At 70.2% G+C, this 13,630-nt stretch carries 8 protein-coding genes; 5 read left to right on the forward strand and 3 right to left on the reverse strand.

The genetic code is table 11. From position 1 onward, the window contains the following. Nucleotides 1-150: 150 nt before the first annotated feature. On the forward strand, nucleotides 151-1,110 hold the full coding sequence (locus GVV04_RS34515) for a quinone oxidoreductase family protein (protein ID WP_161690808.1): 960 nt from the start codon (nucleotides 151-153) through the stop codon (nucleotides 1,108-1,110). Then, the gene (locus GVV04_RS24330; protein ID WP_161690810.1) at nucleotides 1,097-5,914 is read left to right on the forward strand and encodes a non-ribosomal peptide synthetase; all 4,818 of its coding nucleotides are present in this window, start codon (nucleotides 1,097-1,099) and stop codon (nucleotides 5,912-5,914) included. Before GVV04_RS34515 ends, GVV04_RS24330 begins: the two co-directional genes overlap by 14 nt. Before the next feature lie 3 nt (nucleotides 5,915-5,917). Here the strand turns inward: GVV04_RS24330 and GVV04_RS24335 are convergent, their stop codons facing one another. The 3 genes from GVV04_RS24335 to trpS all read right to left on the reverse strand — a co-directional run bounded on the left by GVV04_RS24335 (nucleotide 5,918) and on the right by trpS (nucleotide 9,162). Next, nucleotides 5,918-6,157 carry a phosphopantetheine-binding protein gene (locus GVV04_RS24335; protein WP_161690812.1) on the reverse strand — a complete coding sequence of 80 codons (240 nt, stop codon included), beginning with the start codon at nucleotides 6,155-6,157 and terminating at the stop codon, nucleotides 5,918-5,920. Between the two features lie 9 nt (nucleotides 6,158-6,166). Beyond that, nucleotides 6,167-7,240 carry a GNAT family N-acetyltransferase gene (locus tag GVV04_RS24340; RefSeq protein ID WP_161690814.1) on the reverse strand — a complete coding sequence of 358 codons (1,074 nt, stop codon included), beginning with the start codon at nucleotides 7,238-7,240 and terminating at the stop codon, nucleotides 6,167-6,169. An 836-nt stretch (nucleotides 7,241-8,076) separates the two neighbouring features. After that, nucleotides 8,077-9,162, reverse strand: coding sequence for a tryptophan--tRNA ligase (gene trpS, locus GVV04_RS24345; RefSeq protein ID WP_161690816.1), 1,086 nt, complete (start codon nucleotides 9,160-9,162; stop codon nucleotides 8,077-8,079). Nucleotides 9,163-9,402: 240 nt separating this feature from the next. Between trpS and GVV04_RS24350 the strand changes: the two genes are divergently transcribed. The 3 genes from GVV04_RS24350 to GVV04_RS24360 all read left to right on the forward strand — a co-directional run bounded on the left by GVV04_RS24350 (nucleotide 9,403) and on the right by GVV04_RS24360 (nucleotide 13,602). Next, nucleotides 9,403-10,365 carry a tryptophan--tRNA ligase gene (locus GVV04_RS24350; RefSeq protein ID WP_161690818.1) on the forward strand — a complete coding sequence of 321 codons (963 nt, stop codon included), beginning with the start codon at nucleotides 9,403-9,405 and terminating at the stop codon, nucleotides 10,363-10,365. 298 nt (nucleotides 10,366-10,663) lie between these two features. Next, on the forward strand, nucleotides 10,664-12,433 hold the full coding sequence (locus GVV04_RS24355; RefSeq protein WP_161690820.1) for a PEP/pyruvate-binding domain-containing protein: 1,770 nt from the start codon (nucleotides 10,664-10,666) through the stop codon (nucleotides 12,431-12,433). After that, complete coding sequence (locus GVV04_RS24360; RefSeq protein ID WP_161690821.1) at nucleotides 12,430-13,602, forward strand: hypothetical protein; 1,173 nt, start codon at nucleotides 12,430-12,432, stop codon at nucleotides 13,600-13,602. Before GVV04_RS24355 ends, GVV04_RS24360 begins: the two co-directional genes overlap by 4 nt. Nucleotides 13,603-13,630: the final 28 nt, after the last annotated feature.

Consider the following 13,630-nt stretch of genomic DNA (forward strand, 5'->3'; position numbering starts at 1 on the left):
CCGTCGTGGCCCGCCCGACCGCGCGGCACCATGCCGTGACCGGGGAATGGTTCTTCGTCGTCGACACCGAGCGGTCGGTGGCGGCGACGCTGTTGGGTCAGATCATCGGCCGCAGGGTGCGGTGGTGCTGGTGTTTCGGTGGGAGGCAGTGTGAAAGCCGTCGTGGTGGAGCGGTTCGGCCCCGCGGAGTCGCTTTCGGCGACCGACTTCGCCGAACCGGTACCGGGTGAGAACGAGGTCCTCGTCCGGGTGGACAAGGCCGGCGTCAACTTCGCCGACAAGCACGTCGTCGAAGGCTCCTACAGCTACCGGCCCTCGTTGCCGTACATCCCGGGCATCGAGGCGGTCGGCACCGACCCCGACGGGCGGCGGGTCGTCGCGTTGCCCCGTACCGGTGGGGCGTGGGCGGAGTGGGTGGCCGCCCCCGCCGCGACGTTGGTCGCGGTGCCCGACGCCATCACCGACCTGCAGGCGCTCGCCGTGGCGAACCAGGGTTTCGCGGCGTGGCACATCCTGCGTACCGCCGGCCGGATGACCCGGCAGGACACCGTGGTGGTCACCGCCGCAGCCGGCGGCGTCGGATCGCTGGCGGTGCAGCTCGCCCGGGCGTGGGGCGCCAAGCGGGTGATCGCGCTCGCCTCCACCGGGACCAAGCGTGACCTCGCGGTCCGGCTCGGCGCCGATGTCGCGCTCGACCCGACCTCCGAGGACCTCGCCGACGAACTGGCCGCCGCGAACGACGGCAAGCCGGTCGACCTGTACCTGGAGATGTCGGGCGGCGCCGCCCTCGACACCGCGCTCGCGTCGCTGGGGCGGCTCGGCCGGCTGGTCACCTACGGCGCGGCGTCGGGCCGGGGCAGCACGCCGATCCGCTCCGAGTCGCTGATGCAGGGTTCCCGCAGCGTCGTCGGTTTCTGGGCGAACGACCTGGTCACCCGGTATCCGCGGATCACGGCGGAGACGATGACCGGCCTGTTCGCGATGATCAGCAGGGGTGCCCTGACCCCGGTCACCGAGCACGTGTATCCGCTGGCCGAGGCGGGCAGGGCGCTGACGGCGCTGGCCAACCGGGAGACCACAGGGAAGCTCATCCTCGATGTCGCCGGCTGACGGGGAGCCGTTCACGTCACCGGCTGACGAGGGACTGTTCCCGCTGATCAGCGCGGCAGGGCGGCGCGACCCCGAGCTGGCCGCGATCCGCTCCGGCGACCAGTCGATCAGCTACGCGCGGCTGCTCGCCGGAGCGTCGTGGCTGGCGGGGCGGCTGCGCGCCGCCGGTGTCGGGCCCGGCGACGTCGTCGCGGTCTGCGCCGGCCGGTCGACCGAGTACCTTCTCGGTCTGCTCGCCGCGCTCGCCGCCGACGCGGTGTTCCTGCCGATCGACCCGGACACGCCGCCGGGCCGGGTCGCCGCCGTGCTCGGCGAGGCCGCGCCGGCCGCCGTCCTGCGGGCACCGGCGTCTCCCCTCGCGGGGACGACGACGCCGGTCATCGACCTGGACTGGGCGACGGTGCCGGCCGACGCGCCGGTGGCCCAGCCGACGGCGCACGGCGAGGATCCCGCATACCTCATCTACACCTCCGGTTCCACCGGCACGCCCAAGGGGGTGCTCTGCCACCACCGGGGGATCATCAACCTGCTGACCGACTTCGCGGCGCGGCAGCCGCTCGCGCCGGGCGCGGTCGGAACGATGTGGGCGTCGGTCGGCTTCGACGCGTCGGTGTACGAGATCCTCTCGGTGCTGCTCGCCGGCGGCACCCTGCTGGTCGTGCCCGACGACGTGCGGCTGGAGCCGGCGGCGATGTTCGCGCTGCTGGCCCGGCACGCGGTGGCGACCGCCTACCTGCCACCGGCCGTCCTGTCGTCGCTGGGCACGTGGGTGGACGCGCACCCGGGGGCGCTCACGCTGCGGCGGTTGATGGTCGGCGTGGAACCGATCCCGGAGCGGCTCCTGCACGGGATCGCCGCCGCCGTCCCCGGGCTGAGGATCATCAACTCGTACGGGCCGACCGAGGCCCACGTCATCGCCACCGCGTACGACATCACCGGCGACGATCCCGAGCCGGCCGACGGCCGGGCCCCGATCGGCACGGCGGTACGCGGCGTCACCACGCACGTCCTCGACCCGGACGGCCACCCGGTCGCCGCCGGACAGGTCGGCGAGCTGTGGGTCGGCGGCGTCCAGGTGGCGCTCGGCTACCACCGGCGGCCGGAACTCACCCGGGAACGCTTCGTCCCCGACCCCTTCAGCCCCGCCGGTTCCGCACGCCTGTACCGCACGGGTGACCTGGTGAGACGGCGCCCCGACGGCAACCTCGTCTACTGCGGACGCGCCGACCGGCAGATCAAACTGCGCGGATTCCGCGTCGAGCCGGCCGAGGTGGAGGCGGTGCTCGAACGTCACCCCGGCGTGACGGGCGCCGTCGTCGTGCAGCCGGACTCGGCCGCCGAGACACTCTGCGCCTACGTCACCGGCGCGGGCACCGCGGAGTCCCTTCTCGCGTACGCGCGTGAGCTGCTGCCGGACTACATGGTGCCGAACTGGGTGGTATTCGTCGCCGAGTTCCCCCTGACTGCCAACGAGAAGCTCGACCGGGCAGCCCTCGCCCGGCGTCGCCCACCGATCGCGTCGACCGGCGACAACGCGCCCCGGACGCCGACCGAGGCGGTGCTGGCACGCCTCTGGGCGGAGGTGCTCGGCATCGAGGCGATCGACGTGGCCGCCGACTTCACCGCCCTGGGCGGGCACTCGCTCGCCGCCGTGCGGCTGGGCGGGCGGATCCGGCGCGACTTCGGGGTCACCCTGACCGTGGCCGACGTCTACCGGCACCGCACCGTATCCGCCGTCGCCGCGGCCGTCGACGCCCAGGCGGCCGCCGCCCCGGCACCAAGCGCCGCGCGGCCGAGCCGGCGGATCGGGCCGCTCTCGTCGGCGCAACAGGCGTTGTTGCTGCTGCACCGGCTGTACCCGAACTGTCAGGCGTACACCCTGGCGGTGCTGCACCGCCTGACCGGTGACCTCGACGTCGCCGCCCTCTCGACGGCGCTGAACCTGCTGGTGGAACGGCATTCGGCGCTGCGCACGATCATCACGACGGTCGGCGACCGGGACGTCCAGCGCGTCGTCGACCACGAGCCGATCGACCTGCCGGTGGTGACGGTGTCGGAGGAGGAGCTGGCGAAGCACTGCGCGGCCGAGGTGGCGGCGGCGGACTTCGACCTGGCCGGGGGTCGGCTGTTCCGGGCGGTGCTGTTCCGGATGGGAACCGACCAGCACGCGTTGTTGCTGCTGGCGCACCACATCGTCACCGACGGCTGGTCGTTCAACGTGATCCAGCGCGATCTCGGGCTGGCGTACGAGGCCGTACGGGCCGGTCGGCCGCCGGCGTGGGAGCCGTTGCCGGCGCAGTTCATCGACCTGGCGGCCGAGCAGCAGGCCCCCGGGCACCAGGAGACAGTCGCCGCTGAGCTGGACTTCTGGCGGCGGGAACTGGCCGCCATTCCGGCGCCGCTGCGGCTGCCGGTGCAGCGGGTGCGGCCGTCCCGGCCACGGTTCCGCGGCGGCCGGGTCACCGTGCCGGTGCCGGCGTCGACCATGGACGCCGTCCGGGAACTGGCCCGGGCGCTGCGTACCACGGTGTTCGCCGTGCTCGTCACCTGCGTCCAGGTGATCGTCGCCCGGTACAGCGGTCGCGACGAGTTCCTGCTGGGTATGCCGGTGGCCGGGCGTGACGACCTGCGGGCCGAGGACGCGGTCGGCTTCTTCAACAACTCGCTGGCGCTGCGCTGCGAGGTGGCCGACGACGCGACGGTCGCGGAGCTGACCACCGCCACGCACGAGCGGCTCATGGCGGCGTTGGCGCACCCGCACGTCCCGTTCGACGTGCTGGTACGCGAGGTGAACGCACCCCGCACGCCGGGCGCGAACCCGCTGTTCCAGATGTGGTGCAACATGCTCTCCTACCCGCCGGCGCCGCTGCGGCTGCCCGGCTGTGTGGTCGAGCCGCTGCCGGCTCCGCTGGCCGGGGCGCTGTTCGACCTGTCCTGGTACTTCGTCGAGGACGGCGCCGGCCTGAACGTCGAGGTTGTCTACGACGCGGAGCTCTTCGAGGCCGGCCACGCGCGGGCGATGGCCGAGCACCTGCGCACGCTGCTGCCACTGGCCGCCACCGCGCCGGACGGCCCGATCTGCGACCTCGACTTCGGGGTGCACGACCCCGGCCGGGCGCCACGACAGATCGTCGCGCCGGGCCCGACCATCGTGGACCGGTTCCGGCAGGCCGTGGCGCGGCACGGCGCGGCCCCCGCGATCGGCGACGCGTACTCGTACGCGGAACTGGACGCGGCGGTCACGGACCTCGCCGCCGGCTGGCGCGGAAAGGGCCCGGTCGGCATCGTGGCGGGGCGCACCCCCGCGCTGCCGGTCGGCGTGCTGGCGGCGCTCACGGCCGGCGTACCGTTCGTGTTGTTTGACGCGGCGCAGCCGCTGGCCCGGTTGCGCCGGATGATCGCGCAGGCGCGGCTCGGCCACTGGTGGGACGCCACCGACGGGCAGTACCCGGAACTGGTCGGGCAGCTCGGCGGCGGCGACCGGGATGCGGGTGCCGCCGTCGCCGACGGCACCGCGTACGTCGCCTTCACGTCCGGCACCACCGGTGCGCCCACGGCCATCGCCGCCGGTGAGGAACCGCTGCGGGCATTCCTGGAGTGGTACGTGCCGCACTTCGGCCTCACCGCGCAGGACCGGTTCGTCCTGTTGTCCGGGGTCGGGCACGATCCGCTCCTCCGCGACGTGCTCACGCCGCTGTCCATCGGCGCGCGGCTCCTCGTGCCTCCCCGGGCGGCGTCGGAGTCACAGCTCGCGATGGTGCGGTGGCTCGCCGGGATCGAGCCGACGGTCCTGCACCTGACACCCGCGCTGGGACGGCTGTTGAGTGCCGCGGCGGTCGTCGAGGGAATCACGCTGCCGTCGGTGCGGCTGGTGGGGTTCGGCGGCGCCGCGATGACGCGTGTGGGAACCGCCGATGCCCGGGTCCTGTTCCCGCAGGCGCGGCTGATGTCGTACTACGGCACCACCGAGACGCCACAGGTGGTGAGCGTGGCCGACCTGGGCACCGGCGCGGGCATCGGTTCCGGTGGACCGACCGCGCAGGTGTCGGTGGTCACGCCCACCGGTGCGCCCGCACCGGTGAACGGCGCGGGCGAGATCGTCGTACGCAGCCCGTACCTCGCCCTGGGCTACCTGGGCGACCCCGCTCGGACGGCGCGACAGTTCCAGTTCAGCGACGGTGTGCGCGAGTACCGCACCGGCGACGTGGGGCACACCCGGCCGGACGGCACCGTCGTGATCAGCGGGCGGGCGGATCGGCAGATCACCGTCAACGGTCTCCGGGTGGAGCCGGCGGAGCTGGAACTCGTCGCCCGGGAACACCCCCTGGTACGTGACTGCGTGGTCATGACGGCCGTCCGGTCGTCGTCGACCGAGGTCGTCGCCTTCGTGGAAGGCGACCCGGGGGAGCTGGCCGGCGACGCCGTGCTCCGGCACTTCGCGGAACGGTTGCCGGCGACCATGGTGCCCACCCGGGTGATGGTCATGCCGGGCTTCCCGTTGACCCCGAACGGCAAGCCGGACCTGGCCCGGCTCGCGGACATCGCGAAGACCGCCACCGGCGCGCCGGCCCCTCCCGTCAAGGGGGCCGCCGCGCTGGTGGCCACGATCACGCAGGTCTGGAGCACGGTGCTGGGCACGCGGCCGGCGGGGCCGGAGGTCAACTTCTTCGACTGCGGCGGCACGTCGGCCGACCTGCTGAAGGTGCAGACGGAGCTGTCCCGTCGGCTGTCGCGGGAGGTGGCGCTGCTGGACCTGTTCCGCTATCCGACGATCGCGGGCCTGGCGGCGGCGCTGGCCGCCTGACTGCTACTCGCTCCAGCCGGGTGCCGCCGCGACGGCGGGGGCCAGCGTCGCCGGAGTGGGGAAGTCGAGGATGTCGAGCAGGTCGACGTCCTTCGCCAGATCCGTCCGGATGAGGGCCCGGATACGCACCGCCGTCAGTGACGTGCCACCGAACTCCACGAAATCGCTCTCCGCGCCGAGCGCGTCGTTCTTCAGCGCCGCCCGCCAGATGGTAACCAGTTGTGTAGTGACATCGTCAGACATGGGTTCCCTCTATCTTGTGTTCATGGTGCCGAATGGAACGGCGACGCTGGTCAGCCGCAGCAGTTCGGCACCTCGTGCGAGTTTCGCCTCGAGGCTTCCGCGACCGAGTATCAGCCGTTGCGCCCCTGCCTCGATCGCGAGCCGCAGCGGTTCGTAGACGACCAGATTGAAGTACGAGTACGTGCCCGCGGTCCGCTCGTAGTCACAGCCCCAGCACCGCACCCGCCACATCTCGTCCTGCCGCCAGACGATCGTGAACGCGACCGGGTCGCTGAGATCCGGATCGTCGTCGCCGAACACCGCCAGGCAGGTCGCCTGATCGCCCAGCGTCCGCGCGATGCTGGCCAGGTAGTTCTCGTAGTCCTCGACGGTGCCGGCCACCCCGTACTTCAGTTCCACATTCCGCAGCAGCGGCGCCAGGCGCCCGTGCCATGCCGACAGGTCGACCTCGACGACCCGTAGTCCTGCCGCCCGGAACCGCCGCTGCTCCTTGCGGATCATCTCCCGCCGACTCGACGACTGCGCCGCCAGGTATCCGGCGAAGGAGTCGAAGGCCACCGGGACGAACGCCTCGTTGCTCTCCACCAGCACCGGGTCGTCCGCCGCGACCAGCGGCAGCACCGCCGCCAGCAGCTCGTCGTCCAACAGCGGAAAGCACGCGAAATCCAGCCGCTCGGACTGTTCCTTCACCAGCTTCCAGCCGGCTTCGAGCAGGGCGGCCCGCACGGGGCCCGACTCGGCGGCGGGGCTCACCGCAGCGATCGCCGGTGCCCGGCCGAGGGAGCCGAGGTAGCAGCCCGTGCGCCAACCCCGGGTCGCCTCCGACCCTTCGAGCACCAGCCGAGGATGAGGCGCCACGGCGTACGGCTGCCCGACCGGATAAACCGGAAGGAGGCCCTGCGGGCCCGGCTTCCCGGCTCCGACGACGACATATCTCGCGACGCGGCCGGTATCCGCGATGGCTCTGTCCACCCGCATCATTTCGAGCTGGTCGATTTGACCCACCAACGCCGGCCCCACGTCACGCAGAACCGTAAACAAATCCGTGCTGACTGTTACGTGGCTATCATCAAGCTGCGACATTGTGGGGAATGTTAAGGTCTGCCCTCGGCACTGTCAATGATGTCACCCACATTCGGGTCCGCATTCCCGACGCCTGTTTCCTGGGTGACTGGACCGGTGCGTTCGGTTAGCGGCGGCGGGGGAGCGGGCGGCCTCGAAGACGAAAGCGAGGGCGCGGGAAGGGCCTCGAGAAAAAGTCAACCGGCCCGCCTCGGAACGCATCAGGAACTGATGGGCGCGGCCACCGGCCTTACGCTTTCGGCACCCTGAAGCATGGCGACGGCCTGGGTGAGAGCGGTGCGGTAACGTTCCACATCCGCTGAGGAATGGACGTCGGAACGTCAGGGGACGCGCAGTGATTCCTCGAATGCGCCGAGGTCGGCGTCGATCAACAGTGGAGCCGCCGAATGCGTCGCCATGGCGCCCCAGGGGCCCGGCGAAGTCGTGAAAGTCGGGCTTGGCAGGCCCCAGGGGGATGCGCGCGCTGCCGACACCATCGGTGCCCCTGCCGGGTCGGCCTTCGCCGGGTCGGCCCCTGCCGGGTCGGCCTTCGCCGGGTCGGCCTGCCCTCCTTCGGCCCCTGTGGAGCTGCCCCGTTTGTGCGGTCGGTGGAGTGGGAGCGTGGACGGGGCAGCTCCACAGGGGCCGAAGGTCAGGTCCCCGGCCGGGGGCAGTCGTCAGGCTGCCGCCCGACTGCCCGGTGTGCGGGGCGGCTTGGGGCGGCCACCGAGCCCCATACATTGACCACCACTTCGCCGACACCGGCGCAGGCCAAAGCGCCGAGGTACGCGAAGTCGTTCCCCTGGTCCAACACGCGGAACAGGCGCGGCGCGGAGCACGGCGGCCCCGCACCGGCGTCAGGCGTTCCCGAGCGGGTAGTAGTCGGTGCCCATGAGCCGGCGAACGTCGGTGAGGGTCTGCCGCGCGATCCCGGAAGCGTGTTCGTTCCCCGTCTTGAGGACGGACATCAGGTGACCGGGATCAGTCAGCAGCGCGCCGCGGCGCTCGCGGATCGGGCGGAAGAACTCGTTCACCGCCTCCGTCACGGCCTTCTTCAGCCCGGCACCGCCACCGTCGGCACAGGCGGCCGCGAACTCCTCGGGACTCTGGCCCGCCGCCAGGGAGCCCAGCAGCACCAGGTTGGAGACCTCCGGCCGCTGATCCGGATCGTAGGTGACCTCCCTGATCGAGTCGGTCTTCGCGCCCTTGATCAATTTGGCGGTCTGCTCGGCCGTGGCGCCGATGTTGATGGAGTTGTTGAGGCTCTTGCCCATCTTCTTGCCATCGACCCCCAACAGCAGCGGGGCGTTGCTGAGCAGGATCTCAGGCTCCGGGAAGTAGGCCTCACCGGCACCGAACCGCTCGTTGAACCGCCGGGCGATGTCCCGGGTCACCTCCACGTGCGGCAACTGGTCCTTCCCGCCGGGCACCAGGTTGCCCTTGCAGAACAGAATGTCTGCGGCCTGGTGAACCGGATAGGTGAACATCAAGCCATTCACCTGCGGCCGGTTGGAGGACCGAATCTCTTCCTTGACCGTCGGATTCCGCTGCAACTCACTGACCGAAACCAGGCTCAGGAACGGCAGCATCAACTGGTTCAGCTCAGGCACGTAACTGTGTGCGAAGATCGTGCATCGCTCGGGATCGAGCCCGATGGCGAGATAGTCGGCCATGCATTCGAGAACGTTCTGGCCGATCTCGGCGCTGATGTCACGGTCAGTGAAGACCTGGTAGTCGGCGAGCAGGACGAACAGCTCAACGCCGAGGTCCTGCAGGCGGAGCCGGTTCTGCAGAGTGCCGAAGTAATGGCCGACGTGCAGCCGGCCGGTGGGGCGCTCCCCCGTCAGCATCCGGAACCGCTCGGGATGCTCCGAAATCTCCCGCACCAAGGCGGGGTTACGGGCTATCGCCGCAGCGAGCGGGGCATTTGGGGCCTCAGTCATCGGACAAGTGTAATCGTGTCGAGGAGGTGTGGTCGACGGGAGGGTGGTCAGGTAGGGTGTGCCTGCCATTCGCGGGCTTGGCACCCGGCAGGCTCGCCCAGCAGGGCGGCAGGCAGCGTCGGGAATCTGTTCCCGCCTCGTCACCCAACGTCATGAACACCTCGCCGTGACGCCTCCGGTCGCGCAAGTGCAGTGGCCTGCGCGCATCAAGCGACTCGCGCGCAGGGAAAGGGAGCACAGATGCGGTTTCTTGCGGGCGCACGCCCGACCGGATCACTTCACGTCGGGCACTACTTCGGCATGCTGGACTCGCTGGTGAGCCAAGCCAACGACGAGAAGGCCGAACTGTTCTTCGTCGTCGCGGACCTGCACATGTTCACCACGAACGCGACCCGGTCCTCGACCGCCGTCATCCAGGAGCGGATCCTCAACCTGATCGCGGACTGCGTGTCGGTGGGCCTCGACCCTGGACGGTGCACTTTCTACGTCCAGTCCGACGTCCCCAGCCAGGCCCGCCTGTACGCCATCATCCAGAGCCTGGTCCGGGTGCGGGCGCTGCGGGGCCAGATCAGCTTCAAGGCCATGCTCGGCGGTCGCGCCATTGAGGACGCGTCGCTCGGCCTGCTCGGCTACCCGGTGCTTGAGGCGGCGGACGTGATCGGGCTCGGCGCGACCGATGTGGCCGTGGGCGACCAGAACGTCGATCACGTGACGATCGCGCGGGAGGTCGTCGCGGAGCTGGAGCAGGAGTTCGGACTGCGCCTGCCCGCGCCGACCGCGGTGTTCCGCGAGACCAGGGATCTCATCGGTCTCGACGGCGCCAACAAGATGAGCAAGAGCCTCGGTAACGCCATCGAGCTCTCGGCCACCCCTGAGGAGGTGGCCAAGGCGGTGGAGGCGATGGCCTACCGGACAACGGACGGTCAGCTGCTCGCGCCGGCCCTGCTCGACGTGATCGGCTCGCCGGAGTCGGCGGCGGAGGTTCGGGTCGGACTCGAGTCGGGCACCCTGTCGTGGAACGCCGCTCGCGACCTGGTGGCGCGGGCCTTCGAGGCGTTCCTCGAGCCGATCCGGGACCGCCGCACCGCGTGGGAGCCGGACCACCTGCGTGATGTGCTGCGCGCCGGCGCGCAGCGCGCCGAGGCCCTCACCGGAGCCACCGTCGAGCAGGTTCGCGAAGCACTGCACTTCGGCGTCAGATAACTCGCCTTTGCGTTCGGTGAGCTGATCGAAACAGTTTGTCATATCGGCGTGGTTTTGGGGTTCGCAATCATCGGGGACTCGCAGCGACCAGTGTGCGCACAATGAGTAGTCATGGCCGCTGCCTGTTGCCGGTCCGGATGTGCGAGGTGACGGTACGTGCGACTTTCGCGGCGCGGGTGATCACGAACGAATAAACCAAGATCGCCGCAACTAGGCAGGCCGCCACCACGTTGGTAGCATCGTCGAACCCGCGAATCGACTTAGCCGGAATTCGACTAGCGTCAACGGAAGGCGACGAATGTCTGACGCATGGCTTGTGCCGATTGCCGAAGCGCCCGCAGAATGCGGGCGGAAGGCGGACCGGTTGCGACTGATTGCCCAAGCCGGACAGTGCGTGCCGCCATCGTGGATTCTGCCGTTCGAGTCTTACCGCCGGGTGCTGGCCCACAACAAGCTGGGTGACTCGCGGGACCTGGCTGGAAAGCCGGATCTTCCGCCGGAACTCATCGATGCGGTGACGGAAGTGTATGACACCGTTTTTCGGGGCTCTCCCGTCGTGGTCCGTAGCTCAGCGCTGTCCGAGGACAACGCTTTTGCCAGTTGTGCAGGCCAATACGAATCGTTCCTCAATCGCACGAGTGCCCAGGAGGTGGTGGCGGCCGTAGCCGACTGCTACGCCTCGCTGAACTCCCGCAACGCCCGCAGGTACCAGGACCTCCATGGCGTGGACGCCAGTCTGGAACAGATGGCCGTCATCATCCAGGCGATGGTGTGGCCGGACCGCGCCGGCGTCCTGTTCACCCGCGACCCGGTGGCGGCCACGGAGGTCATGATCGCCGAGTCCGTTCCCGGCCTGGGAACGCCGGTGGTGGCCGGTAGCGGAGACCCGCTCCGGGTGCAGTTTCACCGCGACGAGGAGAGCCACGACCCCGGCCTGGAGCAGTTGCGGTCGGTCGGGCTTCGGCTGGAGGAGGCCTTTGGTGCGCCTCAGGACATCGAGTGGGGAATTTCCGACGGACAGCTCTACATATTCCAGTCGCGTGACATCACCCTGAAGGCGCTCACCGAACCGTACGCCTTCGACCTGCCCGACCCGGTCACGGAGAAGCCCTTCCCGGCTGTGGCTGTCTCGCGCGGAATCGCGGTGGGGCCGGTGCGCCGCTACCCTGGCGAGGGCTCATTTCACGAGAGCGTGGTGCTGGTCGAGGACCAGTCGGTCGACGGAATTGTCGACGCGGTCTGGTCCGGCGCGGGAGTGCTGCTCACCTCCGGCGGGGTGCTCAGTCATCTCGCCACGGTGGTGCGGGAGATCGGTCGACCGACGTTGCGAATAGTCGACACGGCCGTGGTCGATGGCGACGTTGTCGTGGTGGATGCGGTCTCGGGAGCCCTGTGCCGACTCGCCGACGTTCCCCCGACAAAAGCCAAGCAACTGATCTTCGAGGCGGCGCGATCTGCGCGGCGGCCGGGTTACGGCATCGACGAGAAGGTCGAGACGGTTCTCTTCGACGAGGATTCCGTCAACGCCATCCTCGCCCGGTTGCGCAGTATCGGAACACCGGCGTTCAAAGGCGTCCAGAACATCATTCCCTTTGACTACCTTCCCCGGGAGTACTGCTCCTACAGCGTCCGGGCTCAGGTCACCGGCGACACCGTGCGGGTGCAGTACAAGCGGGCGCTGAAGCCGGTTGGCAATTTCCGGCACGACTACGAGGTGCACGTCCGCGTCGAGACCCTGGCGGCGGCCAGGGAACACCTCGGCCGGGTGGGCCTCACGGAAATGACCGGTCAGGAACGGGCCCTGGAAGTTCACCACTTCGCGGGATGCACCTTCTCGTTCATGCGCTGGCCCACGTCGCGGCGCTGCTACGTCGGCATCGACGGCCCCGACGAGGCGATGGTCGAGACGGCCATCAAGGAGCTCGGCCACCAACTTGACGGGCGATTCCGCGTGGCCGACGGTGTGCAGATCTTCGCTGAGCTGGGCCTGTCGCTCGACGACTGCCTGTTCCCGGATCGGGCCGCGGTGGCGGCCGGCGAAGTACGAGTGGACGAAGGCCCGTGGTGAGTCGGGCCGCCACGTCCCGCCGGGCCCTGGTGATCGGCGCGGGACAGATCGGCGGAGCGGTCAGCCGGGAGCTGCTCGGCAGGGCGTGGTCCCAGATCGTCATGGTCACCCGCACCCGGGACTCCGCGACCCGGCTGGCCGAGGTCGACTGGGTACGTAACGAGACCGGGTCGGGCAGGGCGGTGATCGGGTACGGGGACATGTTGTCCGGTCCGGACCTGACCTTCCTGGACGGCGGGAGAGCGCCGATCGTCGCCGACGCGCCGGGCGGCCTGCTCTCCGCCGTCATCGCCGCCACGGCGGCCGACGACATCGTCGACGCCACGAATGTCGCGACCCAACTCGGTGGCCAGCATCAGAGTTCCAGCATCGAGACCGTGCTGAACGGGCTGTGTGGCCGGCTCACCACGCTGAACCGGCTGCTTCGCGAAGATCCCGGGCTCCGGTACGTCCGCGTCTCGACCACCGGGCTCGGCGGGCTCGGCCTCGAACTCCCCTTCACCCACGGCGACGAGAACGAATCCGTGATGTCGACGGCGCTGTGGCGGAAGCTGCAGATATCCGGGGTGGAGCACCACGGCCTGTGGGCCATGGCCCGCTCGTATCCGGGACGGGTCCACCTGGTGGTGCCGGCCGCCGCGGTGGGTTTCGAGGGCGCCAGCACGGACGGCCTCGTCGCGGCGGGCGAGGGCAAGGTCTATTCGTTGCAGGAGATCCTGCTGATGACCCACCCCGCCATGATGGGCGCCATCACCAAGGAGGAGGTCGCCGGCGCGGTGGCCGACATCCTGCTGTCCCCCGGCGACGAGCGGGACCTGCTGGCGGCGATGCAGGCGGCAGCCATCGGACCGTCGACCGACGGCGCGGGCGCGGTCGAGCAGCTACGGGAGAAACTCTCCGCCCACCCCGACGCCAGGATCACGACCGGCTCACTCGGACCATTCGTCACGGAGTGGATCAGCCGGCTCACGACGCTGCTGTCGACTGCCGGCCACCAGCCTCTGGGGCAGGTCGTGCGGGAGCAGGCCGACAAGCGGTGGGAGAAGCTGGGCGTGTTCCTGCGGTCCACTCCCGGTCGCCGCTGGGCCGACGTCGGCGCCGACAGCGTCGACGCGGGCCTGCTGCTGGCCGACATGTTCGCGGCGGAGGGCCGGGGAAGGCCGCGGTGAGCCGGCCCTCCGTGGCCGGCTGACGCAC

This window comes from Micromonospora rubida (assembly GCF_009908295.1).
Taxonomy (GTDB): domain Bacteria; phylum Actinomycetota; class Actinomycetes; order Mycobacteriales; family Micromonosporaceae; genus Micromonospora; species Micromonospora rubida.

What these genes read in the sequence shown, in the direction of transcription:
- GVV04_RS24330 (WP_161690810.1), top strand. Translation starts at nt 1,097, where the DNA reads ATGTCGCCGGCTGACGGGGAGCCGTTCACGTCACCGGCTGACGAGGGA.
- GVV04_RS24335 (WP_161690812.1), bottom strand. Translation starts at nt 6,157, where the DNA reads ATGTCTGACGATGTCACTACACAACTGGTTACCATCTGGCGGGCGGCG.
- GVV04_RS24340 (WP_161690814.1), bottom strand. Translation starts at nt 7,240, where the DNA reads ATGTCGCAGCTTGATGATAGCCACGTAACAGTCAGCACGGATTTGTTT.
- trpS (WP_161690816.1), bottom strand. Translation starts at nt 9,162, where the DNA reads ATGACTGAGGCCCCAAATGCCCCGCTCGCTGCGGCGATAGCCCGTAAC.
- GVV04_RS24350 (WP_161690818.1), top strand. Translation starts at nt 9,403, where the DNA reads ATGCGGTTTCTTGCGGGCGCACGCCCGACCGGATCACTTCACGTCGGG.
- GVV04_RS24355 (WP_161690820.1), top strand. Translation starts at nt 10,664, where the DNA reads ATGTCTGACGCATGGCTTGTGCCGATTGCCGAAGCGCCCGCAGAATGC.